This is a genomic window from Lactobacillus sp. W8093, from assembly GCF_016100925.1.
Taxonomy (GTDB): domain Bacteria; phylum Bacillota; class Bacilli; order Lactobacillales; family Lactobacillaceae; genus Lactobacillus; species Lactobacillus helsingborgensis.
Genome location: NZ_JACFRL010000011.1, coordinates 1 through 25793 on the forward strand (window position 1 = coordinate 1; position 25793 = coordinate 25793).

22 protein-coding genes, 2 tRNA genes and 2 pseudogenes are annotated in these 25793 nt (G+C 33.1%); 18 read left to right on the plus strand and 8 right to left on the minus strand.

The window, feature by feature from the left end:
• Positions 1–3 precede the first annotated feature (3 nt).
• The 5 genes from H3T47_RS07845 (at position 4) to H3T47_RS07865 (ending at position 3388) form a co-directional block, all read left to right on the plus strand.
• Positions 4–76 (plus strand) — tRNA-Asn (locus H3T47_RS07845).
• Between the two features lie 169 nt (positions 77–245).
• On the plus strand, positions 246–1250 hold the full coding sequence (locus tag H3T47_RS07850) for a mannose/fructose/sorbose PTS transporter subunit IIA (RefSeq protein ID WP_199283108.1): 1005 nt from the start codon (positions 246–248) through the stop codon (positions 1248–1250).
• A gap of 17 nt (positions 1251–1267) precedes the next feature.
• The gene (locus H3T47_RS07855; protein ID WP_038521354.1) at positions 1268–2077 is read left to right on the plus strand and encodes a PTS mannose/fructose/sorbose transporter subunit IIC; all 810 of its coding nucleotides are present in this window, start codon (positions 1268–1270) and stop codon (positions 2075–2077) included.
• A gap of 27 nt (positions 2078–2104) precedes the next feature.
• Positions 2105–3019, plus strand: coding sequence for a PTS system mannose/fructose/sorbose family transporter subunit IID (locus H3T47_RS07860; RefSeq protein ID WP_199283109.1), 915 nt, complete (start codon positions 2105–2107; stop codon positions 3017–3019).
• Between the two features lie 6 nt (positions 3020–3025).
• A complete protein-coding gene (locus H3T47_RS07865; RefSeq protein WP_187159917.1) occupies positions 3026–3388 on the plus strand; it encodes a DUF956 family protein in 363 nt (120 codons plus the stop codon).
• 40 nt (positions 3389–3428) lie between these two features.
• On the opposite strand, the gene H3T47_RS07870 is transcribed toward H3T47_RS07865, so the two are convergent.
• The gene (locus H3T47_RS07870; RefSeq protein ID WP_199283110.1) at positions 3429–4118 is read right to left on the minus strand and encodes a B3/4 domain-containing protein; all 690 of its coding nucleotides are present in this window, start codon (positions 4116–4118) and stop codon (positions 3429–3431) included.
• 135 nt (positions 4119–4253) lie between these two features.
• Complete coding sequence (locus H3T47_RS07875; protein WP_199283111.1) at positions 4254–5624, minus strand: amino acid permease; 1371 nt, start codon at positions 5622–5624, stop codon at positions 4254–4256.
• A gap of 186 nt (positions 5625–5810) precedes the next feature.
• On the opposite strand from H3T47_RS07875, the gene H3T47_RS07880 reads away from it, so the two are divergent.
• Positions 5811–6359: a GNAT family N-acetyltransferase gene (locus H3T47_RS07880; protein ID WP_199283112.1), complete on the plus strand. Its 549-nt coding sequence runs from the start codon at positions 5811–5813 to the stop codon at positions 6357–6359.
• 38 nt (positions 6360–6397) lie between these two features.
• Here the strand turns inward: H3T47_RS07880 and galE are convergent, their stop codons facing one another.
• Positions 6398–7390 (minus strand): UDP-glucose 4-epimerase GalE, encoded by a 993-nt coding sequence (gene galE, locus H3T47_RS07885; RefSeq protein WP_199283113.1) that lies wholly within the window; start codon positions 7388–7390, stop codon positions 6398–6400.
• A gap of 140 nt (positions 7391–7530) precedes the next feature.
• On the opposite strand from galE, the gene H3T47_RS07890 reads away from it, so the two are divergent.
• Complete coding sequence (locus tag H3T47_RS07890; RefSeq protein WP_109918050.1) at positions 7531–8289, plus strand: NADPH-dependent oxidoreductase; 759 nt, start codon at positions 7531–7533, stop codon at positions 8287–8289.
• A gap of 67 nt (positions 8290–8356) precedes the next feature.
• A tRNA-Thr gene (locus tag H3T47_RS07895) sits at positions 8357–8429 on the plus strand.
• A 417-nt stretch (positions 8430–8846) separates the two neighbouring features.
• On the opposite strand, the gene H3T47_RS09370 is transcribed toward H3T47_RS07895, so the two are convergent.
• Positions 8847–8969, minus strand: coding sequence for a hypothetical protein (locus tag H3T47_RS09370; protein ID WP_255409515.1), 123 nt, complete (start codon positions 8967–8969; stop codon positions 8847–8849).
• Between the two features lie 113 nt (positions 8970–9082).
• Between H3T47_RS09370 and H3T47_RS07900 the strand changes: the two genes are divergently transcribed.
• A complete protein-coding gene (locus H3T47_RS07900) occupies positions 9083–11380 on the plus strand; it encodes a hypothetical protein (protein WP_038521373.1) in 2298 nt (765 codons plus the stop codon).
• Positions 11381–11385: 5 nt separating this feature from the next.
• Positions 11386–12987: an ABC transporter ATP-binding protein gene (locus H3T47_RS07905; protein WP_038521376.1), complete on the plus strand. Its 1602-nt coding sequence runs from the start codon at positions 11386–11388 to the stop codon at positions 12985–12987.
• A gap of 68 nt (positions 12988–13055) precedes the next feature.
• On the opposite strand, the pseudogene H3T47_RS09440 reads toward H3T47_RS07905, so the two are convergent.
• Together H3T47_RS09440 and H3T47_RS07920 are read right to left on the minus strand one after the other, a co-directional pair.
• Positions 13056–13531, minus strand: a pseudogene (locus H3T47_RS09440) (DDE-type integrase/transposase/recombinase); the annotation flags it as partial.
• A gap of 126 nt (positions 13532–13657) precedes the next feature.
• The gene (locus tag H3T47_RS07920) at positions 13658–14704 is read right to left on the minus strand and encodes a hypothetical protein (protein WP_038521379.1); all 1047 of its coding nucleotides are present in this window, start codon (positions 14702–14704) and stop codon (positions 13658–13660) included.
• Positions 14705–14912: 208 nt separating this feature from the next.
• On the opposite strand from H3T47_RS07920, the gene H3T47_RS07925 reads away from it, so the two are divergent.
• The 6 genes from H3T47_RS07925 to H3T47_RS07950 all read left to right on the plus strand — a co-directional run bounded on the left by H3T47_RS07925 (position 14913) and on the right by H3T47_RS07950 (position 19517).
• Positions 14913–15251 (plus strand): hypothetical protein, encoded by a 339-nt coding sequence (locus tag H3T47_RS07925; RefSeq protein WP_052059631.1) that lies wholly within the window; start codon positions 14913–14915, stop codon positions 15249–15251.
• The gene (locus H3T47_RS07930; RefSeq protein WP_052059632.1) at positions 15232–16371 is read left to right on the plus strand and encodes a chromosome partitioning protein ParA; all 1140 of its coding nucleotides are present in this window, start codon (positions 15232–15234) and stop codon (positions 16369–16371) included. Before H3T47_RS07925 ends, H3T47_RS07930 begins: the two co-directional genes overlap by 20 nt.
• Entirely contained in the window at positions 16368–16823 is a 456-nt protein-coding gene (locus tag H3T47_RS07935; RefSeq protein WP_038521387.1) for a hypothetical protein, read from the plus strand. The genes H3T47_RS07930 and H3T47_RS07935 overlap by 4 nt, the downstream gene beginning before the upstream one ends.
• A gap of 163 nt (positions 16824–16986) precedes the next feature.
• The gene (locus H3T47_RS07940) at positions 16987–18027 is read left to right on the plus strand and encodes a Rep family protein (protein ID WP_038521390.1); all 1041 of its coding nucleotides are present in this window, start codon (positions 16987–16989) and stop codon (positions 18025–18027) included.
• On the plus strand, positions 18002–18220 hold the full coding sequence (locus tag H3T47_RS07945) for a hypothetical protein (protein WP_199283146.1): 219 nt from the start codon (positions 18002–18004) through the stop codon (positions 18218–18220). Before H3T47_RS07940 ends, H3T47_RS07945 begins: the two co-directional genes overlap by 26 nt.
• A 64-nt stretch (positions 18221–18284) precedes the next feature.
• Positions 18285–19517: a tyrosine-type recombinase/integrase gene (locus H3T47_RS07950; RefSeq protein WP_038521395.1), complete on the plus strand. Its 1233-nt coding sequence runs from the start codon at positions 18285–18287 to the stop codon at positions 19515–19517.
• Positions 19518–19779: 262 nt separating this feature from the next.
• Here the strand turns inward: H3T47_RS07950 and H3T47_RS07955 are convergent, their stop codons facing one another.
• Positions 19780–21231 (minus strand): hypothetical protein, encoded by a 1452-nt coding sequence (locus tag H3T47_RS07955; protein ID WP_199283114.1) that lies wholly within the window; start codon positions 21229–21231, stop codon positions 19780–19782.
• Positions 21232–21575: 344 nt separating this feature from the next.
• Here H3T47_RS07955 and H3T47_RS07960 point away from each other — a divergent pair, with 344 nt between their 5' ends.
• Positions 21576–21869 (plus strand): HigA family addiction module antitoxin, encoded by a 294-nt coding sequence (locus H3T47_RS07960; protein WP_199283115.1) that lies wholly within the window; start codon positions 21576–21578, stop codon positions 21867–21869.
• A gap of 198 nt (positions 21870–22067) precedes the next feature.
• On the plus strand, positions 22068–24851 hold the full coding sequence (locus tag H3T47_RS07965; protein ID WP_199283116.1) for a DNA methyltransferase: 2784 nt from the start codon (positions 22068–22070) through the stop codon (positions 24849–24851).
• A 500-nt stretch (positions 24852–25351) separates the two neighbouring features.
• On the opposite strand, the pseudogene H3T47_RS09305 reads toward H3T47_RS07965, so the two are convergent.
• Positions 25352–25582, minus strand: a pseudogene (locus H3T47_RS09305) (transposase); the annotation flags it as partial.
• Positions 25583–25793 lie beyond the last annotated feature (211 nt).

Below are 25793 nucleotides of genomic sequence, written 5' to 3' on the forward strand. Positions count from 1 at the left end.
TATTCCGGCTTAGCTCAGTTGGTAGAGCGCTTGACTGTTAATCAAGATGTCGTCAGTTCGAGTCTGACAGCCGGAGCGAGCAGCAGAAAGAGGACCTAACGGGTCCTCTTTTTTGTACCTGTTTTTTCCTTAATATTAAAGGAATAGTATTTTATTTATATGAGAAAATAATGCGGTTACGTGACTTAAAAGCACTTTCACGGTACAATAGTAGCGGATACATTTTATCTAAAGGAGGAAATCTCATGGTAGGAATTGTTTTAGCCAGCCATGGTGGTTTTGCCGATGGAATTGCGCAGTCTGCGCAAATGCTGTTTGGCGAACAAGACAATTTTGCTCATGTCATTTTAAAGCCTGATGAAGGCCCAGATGATATTAGAGGCAAAATGGAAACAGCAATTGCTTCGTTTGAAAATCAGGATGAAGTTTTGCTGATAGTCGATTTATGGGGTGGTACGCCGTTTAATCAAGCAAGCGGTTTACTCGAAAAGCATCCTAAATGGGCAGTAGTAGCAGGTATGAACCTGCCTCTGGTGGTAGAAGCTTTAACACAGCGGATGACTAAGCCAGATGCTACGGCTCACCAAATTGCAACTGCTGTGGTAGAGCCAGCACGTGATGGTATTAAAATAAAGCCGGCAGAATTAATGCCAAAGTCTTCAACAAAAGATCAAACTAAGGCACAAGCTGCTGGTAAAAAGAAGACCATTCCCGCGGGTACTGTTGTTGGTGATGGTCATATTAAATTTGTTTTGGCACGAATTGATTCTCGTTTATTACATGGTCAGGTTGCTACAGGATGGATACCATCCATGCACCCGGACAGAGTAATTGTTGTTTCTGACAGTGTGGCGAAAGACGAAATGCGTAAGAGCATGATTCGTGAAGCAGCTCCTGCCGGTGTTAAGGCACATACTGTTCCGTTAAAAAAGATGGTTGAGATTGCAAAAGATCCCCGTTTTGGCAACACACATGCGTTATTATTATTTGAAAATCCTGAAGATGTTTTAAAGGTAATAAAAGCTGGGGTTGACATTAAGACTGTCAATGTTGGATCAATGTCTTATAAAGTTGGCGATGTCAATGCTAACAATGTATTGTCTATGAATCAAGAAGATGTTGATACTTTCCACGAACTTGAAAAAATGGGAGTCAAGTATGATGTGCGCAAAGTTCCAACTGATAAAGAGGGCAATATGGAAGCTATTTTAAATAAAGCTCAAAGTTTGCTTGACGAACAAAATAAATAAGAGAATAGGAGTAAAACATGAACGCTATTCAAATGATTTTAGTTGTCATAGTTGCCTTTCTTGCAGGTATGGAAGGCATCTTGGATCAATGGGAATTTCACCAACCACTGGTCGCTTGTACGTTAATCGGCCTAGTAACCGGTAATCTGGTTTTGGGCGTTACTTTAGGTGGATATTTACAAATGATTGCCTTAGGCTGGGCTAATATTGGTGCTGCTGTTGCGCCTGATGCTGCTTTGGCTTCCGTTGCTTCAGCTATCATTCTGGTTCAAAGTGGTCAAGGAACAAAGGGGATTGGTATGGCTACAGGTATTGCGATGCCTTTAGCTGTTGCCGGACTATTTTTGACCATGATTGTGCGGACTATTTCTACTGGTATTGTGCACATTATGGACGCAGATGCCAAAAAAGGTAATTGGCGTAAAATTAATATGTGGCAATGGATTGATGTTTGCCTGCAAGGATTGAGAATCGCTATTCCGGCTGCCTTGCTACTAGCTATTCCAGCTTCTACTGTTAAATACTGGCTAGGTTTAATGCCGGCATGGCTTAGTGATGGTATGTCAATCGGTGGTGCCATGGTTGTAGCTGTTGGTTACGCTATGGTTATTAACATGATGGCTAGCCGTGAAGTTTGGCCATTCTTTGCTATCGGGTTTGCCTTGGCGGCTATTAAAGACTTAACTTTGATTGCTTTAGGTGCTATTGGTCTAGCAATGGCTCTTATGTACTTGGCTTTAGAGTCAAACCGTGGTAATAACGGCAGCTCAAGTTCTGATAATGAAGGTACCGGCGATCCACTCGGCGATATCATAGATGACTATTAAAGTGATATTTAAGAGGAGGATTTTACAATGGCTGATAAAAAAATAAAATTAACTAAAGCCGACCGCTTCAAAGTTATGTGGCATTCACAATTTTTGCAGGCTTCTTGGAACTATGAAAGAATGCAGAACGGTGGGTATGCATATTCACTTATTCCTGCTTTGAGAAAACTTTATCCTAAAAAAGACGACATGGCTGCAGCTTTGCAAAGACATCTGGTCTTCTTTAACGTTCACCCTTATCTAGTATCGCCAATTTTAGGTGTTACTTTAGCCTTAGAGGAAGACAAGGCTAACGGTGCTAAGGTTGAAGATGAAGCTATTCAAGGTGTTAAGGTCGGAATGATGGGACCTTTAGCCGGTGTTGGTGACCCTGTATTCTGGTATACCGTGCGGCCAATAGTTGGTGCCTTAGGTGCTTCAATGGCTATTCAGGGCAACATTTTAGGACCAATTTTGTTCTTCGTTATTTGGAATGTAATTAGATTGGCTTTCATGTGGTACACACAAGAATTTGGTTACAAAGCAGGTTCTGCGATTACTAATGATATGTCTGGTGGTCTATTACAAAAGGTAACTCGTGGAGCTTCCATGATGGGTATGTTTGTTTTAGGCTCCCTGATTGAGCGCTGGGTTAATATTAAGTTCACCCCAATTGTCTCAAAAACACCTGTTCAAAAGGGTGGCTATATTGATTGGGGTTCACTTCCAGCCGGTGCTAAAGGTATTCAACAAGCTTTAATTGATCAGGCAAATGGCCTATCTCTTACTAAGTTTAAAGTAACTACTTTGCAAAACAACTTGGATAGTTTAATTCCTGGTTTAGCTGGATTACTCTTGACTTTCCTTTGTATGTGGCTGTTAAAGAAGAAAGTTTCACCAATTGTGATTATTATTGCCATCTTTATTGTTGGTGTTGTTCTGCACGTTCTGAATGTGCTTTAATTCAAAATGGTTGAATCAAGTAACACTAAAGTTGATTTAACGGCAAATGCGACTTGGTTTCGCGCATTGTCGACATACGGTAAAGTAATGGTCGGAGATAAGGCGTTTGAATTTTATAATGACCGCAATATCTCTGACTATGTCCAGATTCCGTGGCAAGAAGTTACCTATGTGGTGGCGGATGTCTATTTCCACGGTCGTTATATCCCTCGTTTTGAAATTCGCACCCGTGCAAACGGAAAATTTATTTTTACAACACGAAATAATAAAAAGACTTTGCGCGCTATTCGTAATTACGTGCCTGCTAATCGCATGCGGCAAGCATTGGGATTATGGCAAAAAATAAAAAGAAGAATAAGACATAATTAAAAAAATTCCTAGACAAAATCGATTGTCTAGGAATTTTTGTTTAGTTTTTGGTTTTGAGAGTTATTGTTCCTTCAACACCCAATTCTGTAGCGATTTTCTTTTTTAAGGCTTGAATTGCTTGCTCAGCTCTGTCTTTTTGATCAGCTGTTACCGCCTCCATGATTAATATTGCATTGGTGGTATCTTCTGTCAACATGGTTCTCTTGCCATCACGCCAGTTAAGAGAGCGACATACTGCACCATTTTCGTCATAATAAATAACTTCACCTGCTCTTGGCGGATCGCTTTTTTCAGCACCAAGTGGATAAAAATCTTCATTTCCACTTGCTACACCGAGGTGCATTTGCCCTGCAATTTGATCAAGATCTTCACCACCGCACGGAACGGCATATTCTAAAGAAACGCTGTTATAAATGTCAACTAAAGGGTTGATAGGATTAAAAACTTTACCTTGAGAAACTCGCTTTAAAAGGGCCTCAATCGAAGACCGTGCACCTTTTTTCTTTTTAAATTTGCTCAGAACCTCACGCCATTCGGCAATAACAATGTTGTCCTTAAACTCTTTTGCTGTTAAATACTGTTTGGCTTCTGTTTCAGCCTGATTGAGCATAATTTGATATTTGTCCGAATTATCAGGGATGTGATTGTTCAGGTCATTAACTACTAGTGTGTAAATTTTTGCTTGGGGAAAAATAGACCAAAAAGTATTATCAACAATTAATTTCTGCATGAGTTACCTCCAAAAATAAAAGCACCTACCAAACTCTACTAAGACCTAAAGAGTTTGATAAGTGCTGTCGCCCGGTGTCGATACTTCTTAATTTTTTTAAATTTTAATATAAAAAACCAGCAAATGCAAATATAATTATGCCTTCTTTTCTTCGTGCCAAATTTTTGACAGAGTTGACAAGACTATAAAGATTAGCAGTGCTGAAATCATAGAAATCCTGTTTTCAGGTAAGATTAACAACAATATGATCATTAAAATAAAAAAGATTAGTGTTATGTAGTCCAAAAAAGGAAAACCGGGCATTTTGAAATCAGTTAATTCTTGCGCAGGTGTTTTTTTCCTATATGCAATATGCGTTAAAAGCATCAGGCACCAAATAATTAAAAACATACTGGTAGAAGTAGAAGAAATAAAATTAAATGCCTCATTGCCGATAACGATGATGACAAAAGGTGCTAACGCCATTAGGCAAGCTGATAAGGTCAGTGCGTTTTGTGGTAATTGTCTTCTTAAATGACCAAATGTCTGGTTAAATTTACCCTTACCGTTAAAAGTAACTGAAAATAACAATCGGCCTGCACTATACAAAATACTATTAGTTGAAGAAACTGCAGCAGAAATAACCACAAAATTAATAATTGAACCGGCATTGCGGATGCCAGTTGCCGCTAAGGTCTGTACAAATGGACTAGAATTAGTAGCCACCTTATCCCACGGAATAACTACTAAAATTGCAATGATAGCCAGTACATAGAATAAAATTATTCGTAGTGGGACTTGATTAATAGCCTTTCTAATCGTTACCTTGGGGTTTTGTGCCTCTGCGGCAGTTAATCCGACTAGTTCAACGCCAACAAAGCTAAAGATGACCATTTGGAAGCCGGAGAAGAAACCGGTGCTTCCTTCAGCAAAAAAGCCACCATGCGCAGACAAGTTAGCTAGAGTAACGGGACCAAAAGAGGTTTTGCCACCAGTTATTAATAAATAGGCTACTAAAATCACAAAAGCAATAACCGTCACAATTTTGATTATGGCAAAACTAAATTCCAAGTTGCCAAAAAGACGGGCAGAAAGCAAATTGATAAATAGCAAAACAGCGATGGTAATTAAACCAGGCACCCAGGTGGGTAAATGCGGGAACCAATATTGAAAGTAAATCCCTAGAGCTGTCATTTCCGCCATGCCTAACGTAACCCAACTAATCCAGTAAAGATAACCTGAAATAAAACCAGTGTTTTTACCTAAATACTTTTCAATAAAATCAATATAGGTGTGTTTAGATAAATCAGAAACTATCAGCTCTCCCAAAGCCCGCATTAGTAGAAATAAGAAAATACCGACCACGACATAAATCAGAATGACGCTGGGACCGGCTCGTCTAATGCTGTTACCTACACCTAGAAATAAACCAGTACCAATTGTCCCACCTAGGGCAATTAATTGAATATGCGCGTTAGTCAAGGTTCGTTCATAGCTTGAACCGTTATTTTCCTCTTCTTCGCTCATTAAATCACTCCAATTTCTTAAAAAAACGTTACATTATTAAATTATAGCATTATACAAAAGTGTATGTTTTTAACTAATTAAAAAAATTAGCAGATTGTAATTTTTGTTATGCTAAAAAGGGCTTCATTTAAGCTTAAATTGTAGTATGATATACTTTATTAAAATTTAATTAAGGAGAACGATGCAATGTTTACCATTAGTCAATTTACTATTAACAACATGACGATTAGTTTAGTTTTACCCGAAATTAGACATGCAGAGGCTTTATATGAAAATATCGCCCATGATCGTAAAGAACTGGCACACTTCCTACCCTGGGCAGATAATATGACAAGCGTCAATGATGAGGTTGATTTTATCAAGGCAATGCGTGTCGATACGGCGCGTTATGAAAAGTTGGCTCTAGTAGTTCTAGTTGATGGTGAACCGGCAGGAATGGTGGATCTGCATAATATCAAACTCAAAAATGAAAGCGGTGAAATTGGTTATTGGCTGGGGCAAAAATATCAGGGCCAGGGAATTATGACTCAAGCTGTTAAAAAGCTAGTGGAAGTTTCGTTTAACCAGTTGGGCCTACATAGCATTAAATTACTGGCAGATACTAATAATCAGCCTAGCAGAGCTATTGCAGAAAGGCTGCATTTTGCTCACGTAGCTACCCTCAGAGATGAAGTTAAATATCACGGTCAGTTTTGTGATATGGAGCTATACATCACATTTAACCCTAAAAATTAGTCAAAAAAATTGCTGGCAAGTTTTTACCAGCAATTTTATTATTTGTCTGCGTAACCTTGGGGATGACTTTGGTGCCATTTCCATGCACTTGTCATCATATTTTCAGCGTTCTCATGTTGTGGCTGCCAGCCTAAAATAGTTCTGGCTTTAGCTGAATCGGCAACTAGACTGTCTGGGTCACCTGCACGGCGTGGGCCCATCGTATATGGAATTTCAACGCTGGTAACTTTACGAGCTGCTTGTAAGATTTCCAAGTTGGAGTAGCCATGAGCAGTCCCGAGGTTGAACACATCAGATTTATTAGTTTTAACTAAGTATTTTAGTGCCAGTACATGCGCGTCAATGAGATCTTCTACTTGAACGTAATCTCTGACATTGGTACCATCTTTGGTGTTGTAATCATTCCCAAAAATAGTAAATTTACCGTCACCGGTCAGAGCACTTTTTAAAATATTAGGAATTAAATGCGTTTCGGGTGCATGATCTTCTCCGATTGAACCGTCACTTGCGGCACCGGCAACGTTGAAGTAACGTAGTGCAATTGATTTGATGCCATCCGCTTTATCTGCCCAATGCATGATATTTTCCATCATTACTTTGGTTTCGCCATAAGGGCTGATCGGATTAAGCGGTGAATCTTCAGTAATTGGTAATTTTTTAGGGATGCCGTAAGTTGCCGCACTTGAAGAAAAGACGAGGTAATTGACACCAGCATCTTTCATTGCTTCTAGGAGCGCAATCATACCCGAAACATTATTGTCATAGTATTTCAGTGGGTTTTGTACAGATTCAGGCACTAGAGAATAAGCGGCAAAATGCATTACTGCTTCAATTTTCTCATTACGCAATATTTGGCTAACTAAAAACTTGTTCTCAATATCGCCTTGATAAAATTTAGCTTTTGGATTGACTGCTTTTCTATGGCCTGTATACAAAGCATCAAGGACAACAACATCATTTTTTTGCTCAATTAATTTCTTAACAGCTATTGAGCCAATATAACCGGCACCGCCGACGACTAAAATACGCATAAATTCCTCCAATTATTATATGGTAATGATCTTCTGTCTAAATTTTAGCACAGTCTGTTAATTTAAAAGACAATTATTGACAGTAAAATCATTTTGCAATACAGTTACTTTTAGTAAGATAGTTAGAAAGAAGTATCAAAATGATTCATAATTCCACAATTAATCAACAAATCAATCATCGCTCTATCAGAAAATTTAAAGATCAAACACTAAATGCAGAACAATTAAATACTTTGTACACCGTTTTTCAACATACAGCAACAAGCATGTTTATGCAAAATGCTACAATGCTTCATATTACTGATGAAGGTAAAAGGGCAAAAATCAGAGAATTATGTGGACAAAAATATGTTGGTGCTGAAGGAGATTTGTTTATCTTTGTAGTTGATTTATACCGCAACCAACAAATTCGCCGCCAATTAGGTAAAGATGACGGACGTGTTCATACCACGGATATTTTCTTTCAGGGGATGGATGATACATTACTTGCTTGGCAAAATGTGGCTAATGCTGTTGAAAGTATGAATCTCGGTTATGTGCCACTCGGTACCATTAATGATCATCCGTTAAAAATGTTAGAGGTATTAGACTTGCCTAAGCTGACATTTCCGGCTCTAGGAATGCAAGTGGGTATTCCTGATCAAGAACCGCAATTAAAGCCGCGCTTGCCACTAGCCTTTACTACTTTTGAAAATGAGTATCCGCGTGATTTTAAAGTGGCAGACTTGAAAGAATATGACCAAGTCGTTACCACTTACTATGACTTGCGGGATGCTAATAGACGTATTGATTCTTTCACTAATCAAATAACTGGTGACAAGTTAAACGATAAGAGAATTGATCGTGACGAGTTGCCCGAATTACTGCACAAGCAAGAGCTTTGCCTAGATTGGAAATAAAATAAAAGTCGCGCATTCGATTGCACGACTTTTTTTGTTTTGGTATAATTTAAACGTTGTGAAAGTTGCTGATTTAGCTCAGTTGGTAGAGCGTTTCCCTCGTAAAGAAAAGGTCGCCAGTTCGATTCTGGCAATCAGCATAACAAAGGCTAATATAGCATTAAAGCCCGTTGTATCAATCTTGATATGACGGGCTTTTGTTTGTTATGAAGCATTTTAAATAATTGTAAATTAATGTGAAATGTTGTGGTCAGTCACACTATAGGTCACACAAAGTAAAATAAGTTGAAAATTTGTCGTCATAAATTTTTCAGGAATGGATATAACCCTTGATGTAGCAGGCTTAATTGCCTGCTTTTTTGTGTGACTGAGTGTTAACTTGCAGTTAGTGTAAAATACATGAAATATATATTAAACTATATAGTAAATTTTCATCATGTTTTAGAAATTGTTACGCTTAGATTGTAAACTTAGCGTAAACTAGATGAATAAAAAATAGCTGAAACAAAATTGATCATTTCTTGTTTTAGCTATTAGTCTTAATTTAATATATGTTTTTATTCAACACATTCTATAGTTGTGCAATTACTGTAGTGGCAGCTATCACTATCTTCAGGAGCTTCATTAGTTGAATCAGCCATATCAACTGCTAGTTTCTGCAATCTAATTAATTCAGTCATTTTCAAGTCCTACCTTTCTATAAACCGCAATAATTATTACTTAAAGCAAGTATACAACATTTATTTTTAATTGTTAATAAAAAATGATATAATTTTTAAAGGGTGATATTAATATGTGTAATTATTTGTTAAATAGTTATAAAAAGATTTATAGTACATCAGTTCTTCCAGACAAAGTTAAAGACATTTCATACTATCATATTTCCAGAAATGCCAATCATTATTTCCTTCAGTTTGACTTTTCAAATAAAAAATCATATCGGCAAGGATTTAAAATTCATATTTCAGCAACTATGAAAAACTATCAAGAGATTTTAAATTCAGTTTTTGAGTTCTGTAAAAATCATAAAGTTGATTTTAAATATATATCAAATATGAAAGAATTATATTTAAACCTTTCTGGTACTACTAATAATCTTTGGTCCACTGGAAAGTTCATAACAATTTATCCAAGTAATTATTCTGATTTTTTGAATTTGGTTAAAGATTTGTATGCTTTGCCTAATTTTAAAGACAAAGAAGGAATTTGCATCTTAACTGATAAAAAGTATAGGGATTCAAATAATATCTTTTATCGTTATGGGATGTTATCTAAAAATGATAATAAAGGAATATATGATAAAAATGGTCAAAAATTATACGATGATTACAAAACTTTAGAATACAAATTACCTTACTTTGTTAAGGAGCCTTTTCCAAAAAAAGAAGCAAGCAATAAAAATAAAAGTAATAATCTTATTTTTAATAGCTATATACCAATTAAAGCATTACATTCTAAGGCTGCAGGCTCCGTTTTCCTAGTAGAAACTAATAAAAGAGAAAAGTATGTTCTTAAGAGTGCAATTAACGGATACTATGACACAACACAGTCAAAAATAGAAATATTAAAGAATGAAGAAAGAAATATAAAAAGAATGCATCATTTAAGTTTCGTTCCTAACTATGTAGATTCTTTTTATGAAGAGAGAAATTATTTTTTAGTTGAAGAGTATATTAAGGGAATAACTGTAGATGATTATAGAGCCTTAACTAGTAATGACTTTATTTCAAACAAAGATACTGCTAGTAAATTCTCTAAGATTATTATAGATTTACTTTCTAAAGTTGATAAACTACATAAGTCTAATGTATTTTTAGGTGATATCTCTAGTCAAAATATTTTGGTTAACACAGATAAAAATGAAGTTTACTTTATTGATTTAGATCAAACTATATTTCTTGGAGAAGTAGATCTACATAAAAGAGAAAATAATTTCTATAGAACAGAAGGATTTTATGATAATAAAATTCAGTATTTGACTCCATTAAAGCAAGATATTGAACAACTGGGATATTTACTTATTTCGTTTTTTTGCCGTGCTAATATGTTTTTAAAAATTGATAATTCTGGTCAAACATCAATAAAATTTTTTGAAAAATTTGCCAATTTAAATAAAATACCTAAAGTTTTCGTTGAAGCAGCAGAACAGCTAATTAAGAATCCTGATATTGATCTGCAAAAAATGATAAATTACTTGAAAACTAGTAATTTAGATTCAGATTCAGTAATTAGCACTGATAGTTTTCCTGATAATTTTTTAAATAGATTAATTAAAACAGATGAATGCGCTAAAATTGATAACTTACTTATATCTGAGTCTTCCGATTCTTTTGTACTTACATATACAGATGATTTTATTTATTCTGATAAACTTTCCAAGCTAAGATTGTATTATTTAAAAGATGAGTCGTTAATACAAAACGTATTTAAAGATTTTAAAATGAGAACAAAGCTTTTTGATAAAGTAAATATACTTATTAAGGAAATTGAAAAACAGAACAAAGATATTAAACAGCTTAGTTTAGAAAATATTATTTCATTAATTTTTTGTTGTCTTGTTATCATTAAAGATTATAAACTGCATGATTCTGATTTCTTTAATAGAATAGTTGAATGTACAGATTTAATATTATCTAAATATTGTGTGCGAAACAAAAATTCAAAGTTGTTAGGATTTAAGGTAAAGCTTATATCAAAATATTTATCACCATACTTAAGTGACGGAACAGCAGGTATTTTAGAATTATTGATATATTTTAAAAAATATTTTGGAATTAATAAGTATGATGAATACATTTTTGAGATGGCAAAAAACCTTAGTAAGGCTATAATGCCTAAAAATGCTTCACTTTATCGTGGCTTAGGTGGAATAGTTAATGCACTATTGGACTATAGAATGGCTTTTGATGATAGCAGATATGATAATACTATTATTAAAATGATCAATTGCTTTAAGTACTATTCAATTAATTCACACGGTACTGCTTTAATGATTGATCAAAGTTTTGGAACAGCAACAACTAATTTTAAAGATGGTAATCAAGGAATAATTTATGTTTTACAAAAAGCAAAACATATTCTTGGAAAGTGACACCAATGAAATTAAAAGATCTTTTAAAATTAAATATTCCACTAAGTGTTGTAATAATCTTTCTTACATTATTAGGATCTATATCAATTGCATATAAGAATTATATATTATCAATAACTATTAATGCCCTAATAGCAACAAACTGGAGTAAATGGTGGCTCTTTACTTTCTTAGAAATGATAACAGATATTTTAGGACATTTTTTAAAGCGGTTAGGGATATATCTTTTTAGTAAACAAAGTCAAGCTTATATTCATCAGATAAGATATCGCATAACCGAAAATTATTTTTCAAAAACTGATAACATTTCTAAAGTGTCTACAATGCAGAATCGATTAACAAATGATTTAAATATGCTTTATGATTTGTATTTAACGCCAACTTATAGAATATGGGGGTTAGTTTGTGATATCATTTTTTCTTCCACAATGATTTTTACTTTTAATCCATTTTTACTTGCTCTAACTTTTATACTTGCAATTATTTTGCTTTTTGTCCCTAAAATATTGTCTAACTCTTTGCAAAAAGCCACCACTAAAATTTCTGTTAGCAATTCAACCTATCTTAATACTTTAGAAAAATGGTTATCTGGTTTAGCTATTCTTCAACGCTACAATGTTCGTAAAAAATTGTTAACAGTATTATCAGATAGTTCGGCAAAGTTAGAACAGGCAACAGTCACTAAAGAGAAAAAAGTTAATGAATTAGAAACTGTCAACATGGCGGCTAATATGATAGCGCAGATGCTAGTTGATATTAGTGCAGGTATTTTAGTATTAACTGGTCAGTTAAACATAGGACTATATTTTAGTTTAGGAAACTACTCTAGCGTAATTTTTAGTGAATTAGGTGCGGTGACATCAAGGATTACCCAAGTTCAATCAACTAAGAGTTTAAGAGATAGTGTTAGTACTAGTTATTCAATTATTCTAAAAAACAATCAAGAATTATCTAAATCTACTTTAGACAATTTTGCTACAATTACAATTAATAATTTAAGTTTACAATTTCCTAATGCTGAGCGACTTGAATATCCAGATTTTACTATTAATGCTGGTGAAAAAGTTTTGCTATCAGGTGATAGCGGTACAGGAAAGTCAACACTTTTAAAATTAATATTAGGAGAAATTATTCCATCAACAGGAACAATAACTTTTAAAGATAAAAATGGCAACTCATTGCAACCAAACTTATCACAGATTGGTTATGTTCCCCAAGAAGCGCAACTATTTCCGGGAACGATTGAAGAAAACATTACTATGTTTAATTCACAATTAGACCATAAGGCGTCGGCTTGGGCGGAAAAAATGCAATTATCCGCAGACTTAAATAAATTTCCAGCCGGGATTCATACAGCGGTCAATTTAAATAAGGAAAACTTATCGGGAGGACAAAAACAAAAAATTGTCTTAGCTAGAACAGAAACTTATGATAATAATATCATTTTAATTGACGAAGGTACATCTGCCATAGATTCTAATGCTACACACAAAATTTTAAAAAATATTCTTTCTAGCAATTCAACAGTAATCTTCATTGCTCACAACTTAACACCGCAAATTCATCAAATGTTTGATCATGAAATTCATTTAAAAAATCCCCAATAAATTTATAAACTGAAAAAAGGCTAGTGAAAATTGATATGGACCCTAAAATTAGGACAAATTATTAATTTTTAACTTAGGACTAGCTGCTGATATTTTATCTTAATTCTTTTGTTATTGTAGTAATCAATATATTCTCTAATTGCCTGTTCTAATTCAGTTGGCTTTTCAAGGCCATAAAGCATTTTCCGTTTTAAGATATCAAAAAACTATCCATTAATCCATCGTCTAATGAATTACCCTTGCATGACATTGATTACTCAACACCACTACTTTTTTAGCCATGCCTGGAAAGTGGTGAGTTGATACTGCCAATCTCGGTCAGTGTAAGTCATATAGTGCCGGATGCTTTTGCCAAGTTAACTCTAATATTAGTCATTGTCTGTCTTAAGTTAGGACTGTAGGAAATTGTATAAGAAATAATTTCTTGCGTGCAGCCATTAATAATTGTTGATAAGTAGGTCTTTTGTCCGTTAAGTTTGAACTCACTTACGTCGGAGTACCATTTATAATTAGGCAAGATAGAGAAGAAATTACGGCGAATTAAGAATAAGAATTTGGAATTATATAGTTTAGTTAAATCAACACCAAAAAGCTCAAGCAATTTCTGAACTACATTTTGTGTTTAAGAGTTTAGTTTTTATAAGACGCATTTTTCTGCATAAATTTTGAATTAATCTAAGTTCCAAATTATGTAGCCATCACTAGTTTTGGTCGCACTTATAAAAGAAGTCTGGTAATAAGTTTCGGAAATAGAGTTAAGGAGAAAATTTAAAACTTTAAAAGCCGCATTTAGCACAGATTCATTTTCGTGTTCTGATGTACTTAGATTATTAACTTCTGCTGCCATTCTTATATATATATTATTGTATTTTAACTCGTTATTTCCCTTATCTTGCGAAAGCGGATTGCCGCTTGGAAAATTTGTACGATTAATGGAAACCAAGAATTGCGACTTGTTTTTTTTGGCAGTTTCAATAATTGAATCAAGTACTTTAATATCCGACTTGGCAAATTCTTTAATAATTTCTTTTGTGATACGCATATTTCCTTCGGGTATCCCTTTACCCAGAGAAATATGCGTTTTTTTAGTTTGGAGGGATTTTTCAAGTGCCATTTTGCCGGTAGTTAAGGCTTCATGGAAAAACATTATCAAGCTTGCAGAAGACAGCTCCTCAGAAGATACTGACCCAGTAAATAACTTACTAGAACTCATGAAATAATCAAATGCTTCAGAAAAGTTAATAATACTAAGAACAAAATTGGCTACGGGCGCAATAAACTGATATTTCGTATATAAAATTTTTTCTTCTAATGTGCCAGCAGTTAATATATTTACGTCATCTGTAAAAAAATTCTTATCCCGAATTTCTTCAAGATACTTTACAGCGTAATTATATACATTGGTTAAATATTTTGTAACTTCTTGTCCATTGTCAAATAGAGTGTCAATATATTTCTTTTTTAGTGTGCGAATAATTGCTGCTCTTTGGACTGGATTTTCGGGTCTAGTAGGATTTGTGGGAGAAATCCAATTAGTAAAAGTTGAACTAGCAGTTTTTTTACCGTATTCATCGATCCGGATAGGTATTTTGTCTGCTTCTATAAAAATATTTTGATTTATATCTTCAATAACTTCAAAATTTTTCTTGTTTTTCTCTTTCCTATATTCAGTTAATAACTTAGGAAATTTGTTTTCAGGTTTAGGACATTCGGGCATAGTTTTGTCTCCTTTATTATTTTTGCTACCCATCATTTTGTATAAGAATGATGGGTTATATTTTTGTTCTAATAGCTATCATACTTAACCATGAAGATTAAATCTGATTGCAATCAAACAAATCTTCATTAGTTGAATAGTATATAAGTGAAATTTTACACCTAATTATGTAAGCGTATGTAAAAAAGCGCTTAGATTGGAGATAAATATGACAATTAAAATAAATTTAACGGCAAAACAAGTATTAAATGGTATCACAGCGATTGTTACTGGAATTAATGAACGTAAAGCCAGTGAAAAATATGACAATGCTAAAGATGTTACCGAATACCCTTATCTAGTGAGAATGGCAATTACAGTTGATAAAAACAATGTTAATAACGGTCAAATGTTAAACTTCAAACTTAAAAAGGTTGATGGATTAAAAGCTGGTAAAATGATCGATTTTGATAAAAGTTCTATTAAGAATGATCAAGTTAATTTATGGGCTAACCAACGTGGTTATGTTCAAGTTTCCATTAAAGGAGATGAGATCATTGCAGGGTAAACATACAACTATCTGTAATTATATTGAAAATGTGCTTGATAGTGTCTTATCGGATGAAGCAAGCACAATTAAGCAATCTTATCTAGTCTTGGAAGTAATTAAGGAGCCTTGTGGCTTCTTGTTTATTCCGCGTTACCCAACAAATTTAGTATTAAATACAGATACCTATTACCGTATTTACGATATTATTTCGGCAGCTGTTTTCCCTGAATATACCTGTGTTAGACCTACTTCTATGCAATTAGTGGAAGTGGACGGTGAACAATTAGCAACAGCCAGAGGGTTTTATTTTCCAGGTTACAAGGGTAAGAAACAACGGCTTGTTGGCACAATTACTAAAATTGTGGCTGATTATGATTTAAATAAGGAAATACCGTTGATGCGGGGCTTAACGGTTGGCAGGAATGCCACCACTTGGATTATTAGTGGTAATACAGGCAGTGGTAAAAGCTATGCTTTACGCTATTTAGAAGAAATAATTAGCCGTTTAACTAATCAAAATGGTGATAAATCAGCACAGGTTATCATGATTGATCCCAAAAAGTCTGATGGTGCAAGATATGCGAAAAAACATACTGAAATCAAATTGTTAATTCCAGAAGATAGCGATCGCCCAGAAGATTTTTTAACTAGAGTGAATGCGGAATTGGCTGCTGTAGTTAAGGAAATGCAGTTAAGGCAAAGTAAGCTTTATGAAGTTTCAAATAAGATTAGTACTGACGCTAACGAAATCAATGTACCACCGATTTTTGTTGTTTTGGAAGAAATGGCAAGCTTAACTTTGGGCTTAGCACCAACTTCAAGACAAGTTAAGGATTTATACCGTGAATTAGAATTAATTGCCTTACTTGGCAGAGAAAGCTTAATCAATTTAATTATTACCAGTCAAATTGCTAGAAATGATATTGTGCCTATTCCGATTCGCTCACAGATGAACGTTAGAATTTTGCTGGGTAGAATTGATAAAGCAACCGTGCAGTATTTATTTCCGTCAATGATTGATGGCTTGTCTATCCCTATTGGTGGCTTAGGAACAGGAATAATTGAGATTAATGATGGTAAACATTACGGGATTGAACCACTTGCAATGCCGACAATAACCAAAGGAGAAGAATCGTGAAGAGGATAGACTTAATTAATAAGTTATTTGATAAATTAATTGCTTTGCTTAGTAAGATCAGCGTAATTTTGTTGATTGTTCTAGTAATTCTGCTAATCGTACATTATTTTCTAAAATTTTATGGTAAATCAATTTCTAAAACAATTGCATTAGAACAAACATTAAAGCTTATGGAACCAGAAAAGCCAGATAAAATAATTGTGGCAGTTAATAAAGTGGTTTGTTGGGCGGGTGTTAAATACCTTGATAATAAAGAGCGTGTGCAGATAATTGTTCCAACTAAACGCTGGTTTCAATTATCATCACAATTAGAAGTTAAAAAACGGATTAGGGAAATGCTTAATTCAGAAGACTTCAGATTATTTTTAATGGATAATTTAAGCAATTATCGTTTTGTAAGTAAGCCTGACTATTATCATAATCAGTTTGTCTTAATCGGTACAAGAATTTAATAGAGGCAAGGTGCCAGCTTTGTCCTCAAGACAAAAAGAATGGCACCTTGCATAATTTATAAATATTCTACTGTGCAAGTGTGTTAAGCATTGATATAACAACATTTGCTGGGCTTGTTATGGCAAATGTTAAAAGTGTGCAAACTGTGCAGAAGGGAATTATATGGCAGAGATTAGAGCTAGACAGTTTATGTACATGCAAGATTTTGACCATTTAAAGATAGATTTTACTGAACTAACCAATATTTTAACTAAGGCTAATATTCAAGAGTGGGCTTATATAATTCATGACCAAGATTTTGATCAAGATAATAAGCTAATTAGGAAACATCTACATGTGGTCTTAAAATATGCTAATCCGCAAATACTTTCTCATGTTGTAAGGCTTTTTAATGATGAACCGCAATATTTAGAAGTTTGGCAAGGAAGAATCAGTAACGCTTATAGCTATCTAATTCATGCAACATTGGAAGCTAAAGATAAGTATCAATACGATCCTAATAGTGTGGTGGCTTCATTTGATTTTCCCGCAAGGATTACTGAAATACAAAGCAGTGTTAACCAAAGCAGGTTAAATTCTAAAGTAGTGGCTAATTTCTTAACGCAATATGCTAATGAAGAAATTGATTATCAAGAATTAGCGGATATTATTGGTTTAGCTGAAGTTGCCAAAAGAAAAAGTGTGATTGACAATATTACCAAATTAATCGCGGACAAAAAGCATGAAGAATGGTTACATGAATATCATGATCGCAAAGCAGAAACAATTTGGTTATGGGGCAGTGCAGGAGTTGGTAAAACACGTTATGCCAACAAGCTAGTTCGTGGTGAAAAAGTTGCTATTTTAGGCAGCAGTCGGGATTACTTTCAAGATTATCATGGTGAACATTATGTAATTTTGAATGATTTGCGTCCCAATGATTTTAGATATGCCGACTTATTAAGGCTATTAGATCCATATGAGCATGATAAAGTAGCGCCAAGACGTTATCATGATGTGAAATTGAACATTGAAATGTTGATTATTACTACTCCTTATAGTCCGTTTGAATTTTATCAACATGTGAAGATTGCTGACGAAAGAACAGATACTTTTGAGCAGCTTAAAAGACGAATTCATGCAATCCATATTACACCCAAATTTATTGCAGAAGTATTTAAAGACAGTGAATCTGAATATGAAGAATTATTTGAAGGTAAGTAAAACAATGAAAGAAGATGAAAAAATGTTTGGCAATGAATTACTTAATGCTAGGCAAATAGCAGAAAAGTTAGAAATTTCTAGCACCTACTTTTTTAAATTAACTAAATTAGGTATGCCATTTCACCGCGTAACTCCAAGAGGTAGAAAGTTCTATAACTATGATGAAGTGGTAAGTTGGATTAGAAATCGGTAGGAACTATGGTAAAATTTAAAGTGGTCAAGGGTATGTTCTTCTTGAAAATAAAAGGAGAGTAAACATGCCAATTAGTAAAATTAATAAAGGTAAGAAAGCTGGTAAGTATCGCGTAAGAATACAGCCAAGAGATGAACATACTGGAAAAGTTATTCCAGTTCCTAGTCAAGTTGCGGACAATTATCGGGCAGCTAAAGCTCTTTATGAAAAAATGTGGGTAGATTTTCGTTCTAATCCACGTGGTAATTATCAGGAACTGAATCAACCACTGGTGCAATCATATAAAAGTTTTATTGAAAGTGAGCATAAGTTAGGTAGATGGCAATCTGCAACTACTTATAAAGCGTGGACTTATACAGTTAGGCTATTAGAAGATTATTTTGGTGATAAAAAGGTAAAAGATATTACTGAAACTGATATCAGGCAATTTGCTCGTGATTATGTTGAAAAACATCATGCAAGTGTTGCGCCACATGCAACTATCGAACGCCAGTTACAGATTATTAGATGTTATTTTGGTTCATTAGATAATATTGTAAAAAATCCTGTTCCTGTAAAAGCTCTGTATAAGTTCTTTCGCAATGATGAGATGACTGTACCAGATGAAAAATATGTTTTTACTGATCAAGAAATTACTGCTATTATTGCAGATATTAAAAAACGTTTAGCTTTGACTAAAACAAATTATTGGTGTAGTCGCTTGGCAATTTGGATAGCTTTGGAAACAGGAATGCGACCGCAAGAAATTCAAGCTTTGAAATGGACAGATTTAACTAAAGATCATGATAAAGTAGTGTTTGAAATTAGCGATTCATGGAATAGCAAAGCAAAGAAATTAAACGGTCATTTAAAAAGTAGACCTAAAGGCGCTAAAAGATTAACTTTGCCAATATCTGAAACTTTGTATAAGACATTAATGATCTTTAAAGACAAGCAAACTGATGTATTGCAAGAATATGGTTTAGATAATGAGCAGGATTATATTTTATTAGCATTAACTACCTATAATTTATGTTCGTTAGGGATGCCAATAGATCAACGTGGCTTAAATGATATGATACGTAAAATCTGTAAAAAGATTGGTGTTAATAATCGTGGCTTGCGTGTTAGTATGTATACTTGTCGTCATACGGTGGCAACCAAATTAGCCAACATTCCAGGTATGAGTTACCCTTGGGCAGCTTATCGATTAGGTCATTCATTAAAAACTTTTATGAAAGTTTATGTTCATGTTGATCAAGATAAGAACGAAGATATGTTAAATATCGTCAGTTCACAATTAGTCACACAAAATTAGATACAATAGTTATAAATGCTAGAGTAGTACGACTTTAAAGTGTTTTGCTACTCTGGCAATCAGCATAATTTTATTGTTTAATATTTTAAAACCGCTCAAAAAAGTTCCATTATGACAGTATCTGAAAGTGTTTTGCTCAATTTTAGAAAACATAAATAATTATGATTTTAAATAAATAGGCACATCAGTAAGCACAATAATATCTAATTATGTTCGTAGTGTGTCTAGTGAATAAGAGTATTTAAAAAATATGATGAACAGGCTATAATAGACTATTTTTCCAAGTATCATAATAATTAGCAAATCTAGGGTACCTGTTTTTGAATTCTTCAATCGAGAGTGATGTATCAAGTAACTTATTATAAGTTTGAAAAACGCTAAAATGATCAACGCTAGCAAACCTTCGTTCATAGCATTGAGAATTATTATCTGCTTTTTGAATTAAATCTTCTATTGCTGTTTTATCGTATTTTTCTAGAAATGGCGCTATCCAAGATGTAAATATATTATTAGCAGAATCGTAAGACGAAGAATGTGCGTAAATAATATTTGCTAGCTCAAAAAATTGATGTGAATAGCCACTTCTTGAATATATGTTATACAGCTTTTGAACTTCATTTGTATAATTTATAAGATCGTTTTTCTGCATATTTGGTATATAACAATTTATAAGTTCAAAGAAATATTCTGCGAGAGTTATTTTATCCATATTATCTGCTCTGCTGGATCCGTACATACTTGTATACACTTTGTCAGAAGAAGATAGTAGTTTATTTTGATGTTGGGCAATGCTGTTAGAATCAATAAAGTAGTTCTTTAAATAAGTTATTGGATCTTTATATGAAAACTTGACAAGATTTTCTTTTAAAAACTTAGGAACATTACTTGAATATAGCTCAGGATATCTTTGAAATAATAGGCTTAATTTTTCAAATACATCAGGAGAATTAACTAAAACATTCTTAAATAAATTTGATGATTCTTGAAAATATTTTTTAGTCAGGTCTGGTTTATGATCAATCATTATAGCTAAAGTTTTATAAAGTATGTTTCTATTTTTATTACAATCAATGTCATCGATGCAAAACGTAAATTTGAATATATTTTTTAACACATAGATATAAATTTTATCATTGTTGTCAATTTCGACAAAATATTTTAGTTTTAAAAAATCGGTCAATGTCTCTTCATCGTTAATAAGAAGAGCATCACTTTTAGAAGCCAATTCTGTAACTAGGTGTTCAACAATTTTTCCATTGGGATGAGCTTGTTGGAGGAAAATGTTATCTAGACTTTCTCGAATAAGACCGGAGACAATTTCCATGCTAGGTTCTTGTAATCTACTCAATGAATTAGAATCAAGATTTGGATGAGCACATAAATTTCTCCAATTTTTAAGTCCCTCGATTGTGGCAAAAGCCTGTTTACTTAAAAAATCTGGCATATTTTCTTCTATTTTTTTGATCATTTTTGTTTCTTTAGATGGAACATAGTTTTTTTTATTATCCTGTATATCTTTCAAAATATCTTTTGCTGCTTTATCTTTATAATTTTTATCGAGATAGTCTAATTTATCAATAATGTTTGCCATTACCGCCGCATAAAGCATGACAATGGCTGATCTGTAATTTTTATTTTCATAAGATGAAATAACTTCTTTTAGATACTCTCTTGATTCATTATCAGGGATTTTTTGAATTTCGAATTCGAACATGTACTTTCCTTTCTGACAACTTTATTTTAGCTATTTTTGCACCCTAATCTTTATCCTTGATGTAAGAGAAAGATCAAAAGTCAATATAAATTTTTCTCAGCTAAGCAAGGTATTTATACAATATATAAATAATATTTTCATTTTCTAAAGAAAAAAATTATCGAATGATTGGAAACAAAGCTTAATTTATAGACTTTTTCCTATTATATCACTTTATTAGTATATTAAATTATAAATATTTGTACTAAAAACAATTCAGAAAAAGTATCTATTTAGATAAGTTCACAAGCTTTTTAGCAATTATAGATCCAATTTTAATTATCACTAATTAGGAGTTTAATAAAATGAGTAAAATTCCAACTCCCACAATTGGAGAAATATTAAAAGAAAAATTTATGAAGCCGCTACAAAATTCAGCATATAAACTAGCAAAATTAATAGGTGTGCCAACTTCAAAAATTAAAAATATATTGCATGATAGAGTTGGAATAACAGTGGATACTTCTATTAGATTAGGAAGAATATTTGGAATGAGTGACAAGTATTTTCTAAATTTGCAGGAAGATATAGATTTTCGTAATGCTAAGATAAAAAAGGGTAAAGAATACGATCAAATAAAAAAGTACCAATCTGCATAGCTGTTTTATCCGTTGATATGTTTGAAATTTGAAATAGTCTTTTAAAATAATTTTATGTATATGCTTATATTTCTTGCCAGGTAAAAGTTTCCTGCAATTAAATATAAAAACTGAATTTGGTTCGAGATTTTATATTCTAATAGAAACGCTATCTTGTATAATAGAATTAATTACTAGATTAATTACAAGGATAAAATAATGGATGTTGCAACACAAAAGAAAAATGCAAAAAAATTTATTAATGATTGGAAAAATCGTGGGCGTGAAAAACAAGACAGTCAGTCATTCTGGTTAGCATTGTTACATAATGTATTAGATGTAGAAAAACCAGAAAATTTTATTCATTTTGAGGAAAAGGTGCATCTTGAACACGATAGTTTTATTGATGCATATATTGATCAGACTCATGTGATGATTGAGCAAAAGGGTAGTAATAAAGACTTAGATAAGCCAATCAGACAATCTGATAAAACATCTCTCACTCCGTTTCAACAAGCCCAGAGGTATTCTGCTGGGTTGTCTTATTCAAAACGTCCACGTTGGATTGTAACTTGCAATTTTAAAGAATTTCGTGTTTATGACATGGAGCATCCCAAGTCGGAACCAGATAAAATTGAATTAAAAGATCTTGTAACTGAATATTATCGCTTAGATTTTCTAGTTGATAGTAGCAATCAACATTTAGAAAAAGAAAAGCAAGTTTCAATTAATGCGGGAGAATTAGTTGGGCTAATTTATGATGAACTTTTAAAACAATATAAAAATCCTGATAGTCAATATTCACAAAAAAGTATTAATCAACTTTGTGTAAGGATTGTTTTTTGTCTTTATGCAGAAGATGCTGGTATTTTTGGCCGCAAAAATATGTTTCATGATTACCTTGAAGACTTTGATGCACATCATTTTAGATCAGCATTGATCAATCTTTTTAAAGTTTTAGACACAAAGGTAGAAGATAGGGATCCTTATTTAGCTGATGATGAACCTAAACTTGCAGAATTTCCTTATGTTAATGGCGGAATGTTTTCAGAAAAGGATATTGAAATTCCTTCGTTTACTGATGAGCTGAGAGATTTATTACTTAATAAAGCTAGTAATGAATTTGATTGGTCTGAAATAAGTCCAACTATTTTTGGCGCGGTTTTTGAATCTACTTTAAACCCGGAAACGAGACGCCAGGGTGGGATGCATTATACTTCTGTTGAGAATATTCATAAGGTAATTGATCCCTTGTTTCTTGATGATTTAAAAGATGAATTTAATGAAATAAAGAAAACTAAACAACCTGCAACATTAAAGAAAAAAGCTAAAACGTTCCAAGATAAAATTGCTAACTTAACCTTTTTTGACCCTGCTTGTGGTTCTGGGAATTTCTTAACAGAAACATATTTGCAACTTAGAAAATTGGAAAATGAAGCTATCAAGTTAATATATCCTAACCCAGTTTTAGATACTGACATAAGTGAAAACGTGATTAAGGTATCTATTAGGCAATTTTACGGTATAGAAATTAATGACTTTGCTGTTTCAGTTGCAAAAACTGCTCTTTGGATTGCAGAAAGCCAAATGCTAGAAGAAACAAAAGATATTTTTTATGCTAGTTGGGACTTTCTTCCATTAAAGACTTATACGCATATTCATGAAGGTAATGCTTTAACAATGGATTGGAACAAAGTTTTACCTAATTATGCATGTCATTACATTATGGGTAACCCACCGTTTATAGGAGCAAATTCAGAAAATAAGGAACAGAAGAAAGAAATTAAAAATTTGTTACCAGGTTTTAAAAATACAGGGTTACTAGATTATGTTGCAGGATGGTATATAAAAGCATCTGATTATATTAAAAAATGTAAAATAAGAGTGGCATATGTTTCTACAAACAGTATTACTCAAGGAGAACAGCCTGGAATTTTATGGAAATATCTCTTAGAAAATAAAATCCATATTGATTTTGCGTATAGATCGTTTCAGTGGTTCAGTGAAGCTAAAAATGGTGCAACAGTACATGTTGTAATTATTGGATTCAGTAAATTTTATAATAAATCCAAATTTATCATAGATGATACAGTCCGAGCCAATGCAACTAATATAAATGGCTACCTATTGGATATGCCAAATATATTGATAACCCGAAGAAATATACCAATTAATATTAATGCTCATAAAATGATTAAGGGAGTTCAGCCTACTGACGGTGGAAATTTAATATTTAAAGAGACCGAAATGCAATCTTTTTTAAAAAAAGAACCGAAAGCACAACCTTATTTTAAAAAATTAATAGGTGCAAAAGAATTTTTATATAATAAGCCAAGATATTGTTTATGGTTAGTAGGTGTTAAACCAAGTATTCTAAGAAATATGCCTAATGTTTTGAAACGTGTAAGTGCAGTAAAAGAATTTCGATTAAGAAGAGAGGCTCCTGAAGGAACAAAAAAGCTTGCTGAAAGGCCAACTGAATTCAGAGAAACATATAATTTTAAATCTTATATTGTTGTACCGAGTACTACTTCTTCAAAACGAAGATATATACCTATGGGATATTTTGATGAAAATACTATTTCTACAAATGCTAATTTAATAATTCCAAATGCCTCATTATACGATTTTGGTATTTTAGAATCGAATGTGCATATGGGTTGGATGCGTGTAGTTGCTGGCCGTTTAGAAACAAGATATAGATATTCTGCTAAAATTGTTTATAACAATTTTCCATGGCCTAATCCTACTGATGAGCAAAAGAAAAAGATAGAAAAAACAGCTCAAGCAATTTTAGATGCACGTGCTTTATATCCTGACAATTCACTTGCCGATTTATATGATCCGTTAACTATGCCATCTAAACTTTTGAAAGCTCATCAAAATAATGATCGTGCAGTAATGGAAGCATACGGATTATCGGTTAGGAATACAACGGAAAGTGATGCAGTTGCCTTTCTATTTAATATGTATAGCAAATTAGCTAAAAAAGATAAAAGTTAACTCATACCTATTCTTAAGAAAAATGGTTAACTACCGTAATGAATGGGAAAAAATACCACCTTTCAACAGTTTGGAAAAGTCTATATGACTAAAAATATTAATGATTATGAAAAGCAATACAAATTGTCTGGAAAAAACTAGTTCTCAGACCATGAAAAAAGAACCATGATTTCCTTACGGATTTCATCGCTTTTTGGCTCTTTATCAAACATCCTAAAGTAGGAAGCAGATAGAAATATGACGATATTTTTATCTGCTTTTGGATTATGCTTAAAAGCTAGCAATGTTTGATGCATCTGCTAGCCAACTTCTTCTTTAGCGTGAATGACTTTTGTAATTGCATGCGGATCTTTGGTGACCAAAGGCATCATAAAATGACTGCAACAGGTTGTAAGCATAAGTGAGCTCCTCACTCCGTGCTATTCCTGGCTTACTACTTTCTCTTGCGTCAGCTTGTTTTTGTAGTGCCAATTATACTGCTTATACTACGGATGAAATTTTTCGAATTCCTGATACTTCTTGAAATACAATTTCCACGGTGATTTAAGGAGTTTATATTCTTTGCTGGTCCTTTTTTAATTTCTTCATGCCCTGCACGCGCAGAGAGTTGAAGGAGCGCGTATGCATTTGTACAATGTGAAAGCGATCAATCACGATTTCAGCGTTGGGAAAGCGAATTCTCACACAATGTCCTAATAGTAAAAATTCAGGTCCAAAGAAACTGTTCTGACATCTGCAAAACCGCTGATGAAAACTTTCCTCTTAAGGTCATTAAGCAAACGGAAGAAATAATCTTCAAGAACAATGTTTTGATCTTTAATATCAAGGGCAAATTTAATATAATTATTAAAATAGAAGATAATTCAAGCTTTCTATAAAATATGAGGTAAAGTTAATATTCTATTACAAGAAACAAGAGGTAGAGGTTCTCTTTTTTATATA

Coding starts and splice junctions, on each gene's coding strand:
- H3T47_RS07850 (WP_199283108.1), top strand. CDS start 246: ATGGTAGGAATTGTTTTAGCCAGCCATGGTGGTTTTGCCGATGGAATT.
- H3T47_RS07855 (WP_038521354.1), top strand. CDS start 1,268: ATGAACGCTATTCAAATGATTTTAGTTGTCATAGTTGCCTTTCTTGCA.
- H3T47_RS07860 (WP_199283109.1), top strand. CDS start 2,105: ATGGCTGATAAAAAAATAAAATTAACTAAAGCCGACCGCTTCAAAGTT.
- H3T47_RS07865 (WP_187159917.1), top strand. CDS start 3,026: ATGGTTGAATCAAGTAACACTAAAGTTGATTTAACGGCAAATGCGACT.
- H3T47_RS07870 (WP_199283110.1), bottom strand. CDS start 4,118: ATGCAGAAATTAATTGTTGATAATACTTTTTGGTCTATTTTTCCCCAA.
- H3T47_RS07875 (WP_199283111.1), bottom strand. CDS start 5,624: ATGAGCGAAGAAGAGGAAAATAACGGTTCAAGCTATGAACGAACCTTG.
- H3T47_RS07880 (WP_199283112.1), top strand. CDS start 5,811: ATGTTTACCATTAGTCAATTTACTATTAACAACATGACGATTAGTTTA.
- galE (WP_199283113.1), bottom strand. CDS start 7,390: ATGCGTATTTTAGTCGTCGGCGGTGCCGGTTATATTGGCTCAATAGCT.
- H3T47_RS07890 (WP_109918050.1), top strand. CDS start 7,531: ATGATTCATAATTCCACAATTAATCAACAAATCAATCATCGCTCTATC.
- H3T47_RS09370 (WP_255409515.1), bottom strand. CDS start 8,969: ATGACTGAATTAATTAGATTGCAGAAACTAGCAGTTGATATGGCTGAT.
- H3T47_RS07900 (WP_038521373.1), top strand. CDS start 9,083: ATGTGTAATTATTTGTTAAATAGTTATAAAAAGATTTATAGTACATCA.
- H3T47_RS07905 (WP_038521376.1), top strand. CDS start 11,386: ATGAAATTAAAAGATCTTTTAAAATTAAATATTCCACTAAGTGTTGTA.
- H3T47_RS07920 (WP_038521379.1), bottom strand. CDS start 14,704: ATGCCCGAATGTCCTAAACCTGAAAACAAATTTCCTAAGTTATTAACT.
- H3T47_RS07925 (WP_052059631.1), top strand. CDS start 14,913: ATGACAATTAAAATAAATTTAACGGCAAAACAAGTATTAAATGGTATC.
- H3T47_RS07930 (WP_052059632.1), top strand. CDS start 15,232: ATGAGATCATTGCAGGGTAAACATACAACTATCTGTAATTATATTGAA.
- H3T47_RS07940 (WP_038521390.1), top strand. CDS start 16,987: ATGGCAGAGATTAGAGCTAGACAGTTTATGTACATGCAAGATTTTGAC.
- H3T47_RS07945 (WP_199283146.1), top strand. CDS start 18,002: ATGAAGAATTATTTGAAGGTAAGTAAAACAATGAAAGAAGATGAAAAA.
- H3T47_RS07950 (WP_038521395.1), top strand. CDS start 18,285: ATGCCAATTAGTAAAATTAATAAAGGTAAGAAAGCTGGTAAGTATCGC.
- H3T47_RS07955 (WP_199283114.1), bottom strand. CDS start 21,231: ATGTTCGAATTCGAAATTCAAAAAATCCCTGATAATGAATCAAGAGAG.
- H3T47_RS07960 (WP_199283115.1), top strand. CDS start 21,576: ATGAGTAAAATTCCAACTCCCACAATTGGAGAAATATTAAAAGAAAAA.
- H3T47_RS07965 (WP_199283116.1), top strand. CDS start 22,068: ATGGATGTTGCAACACAAAAGAAAAATGCAAAAAAATTTATTAATGAT.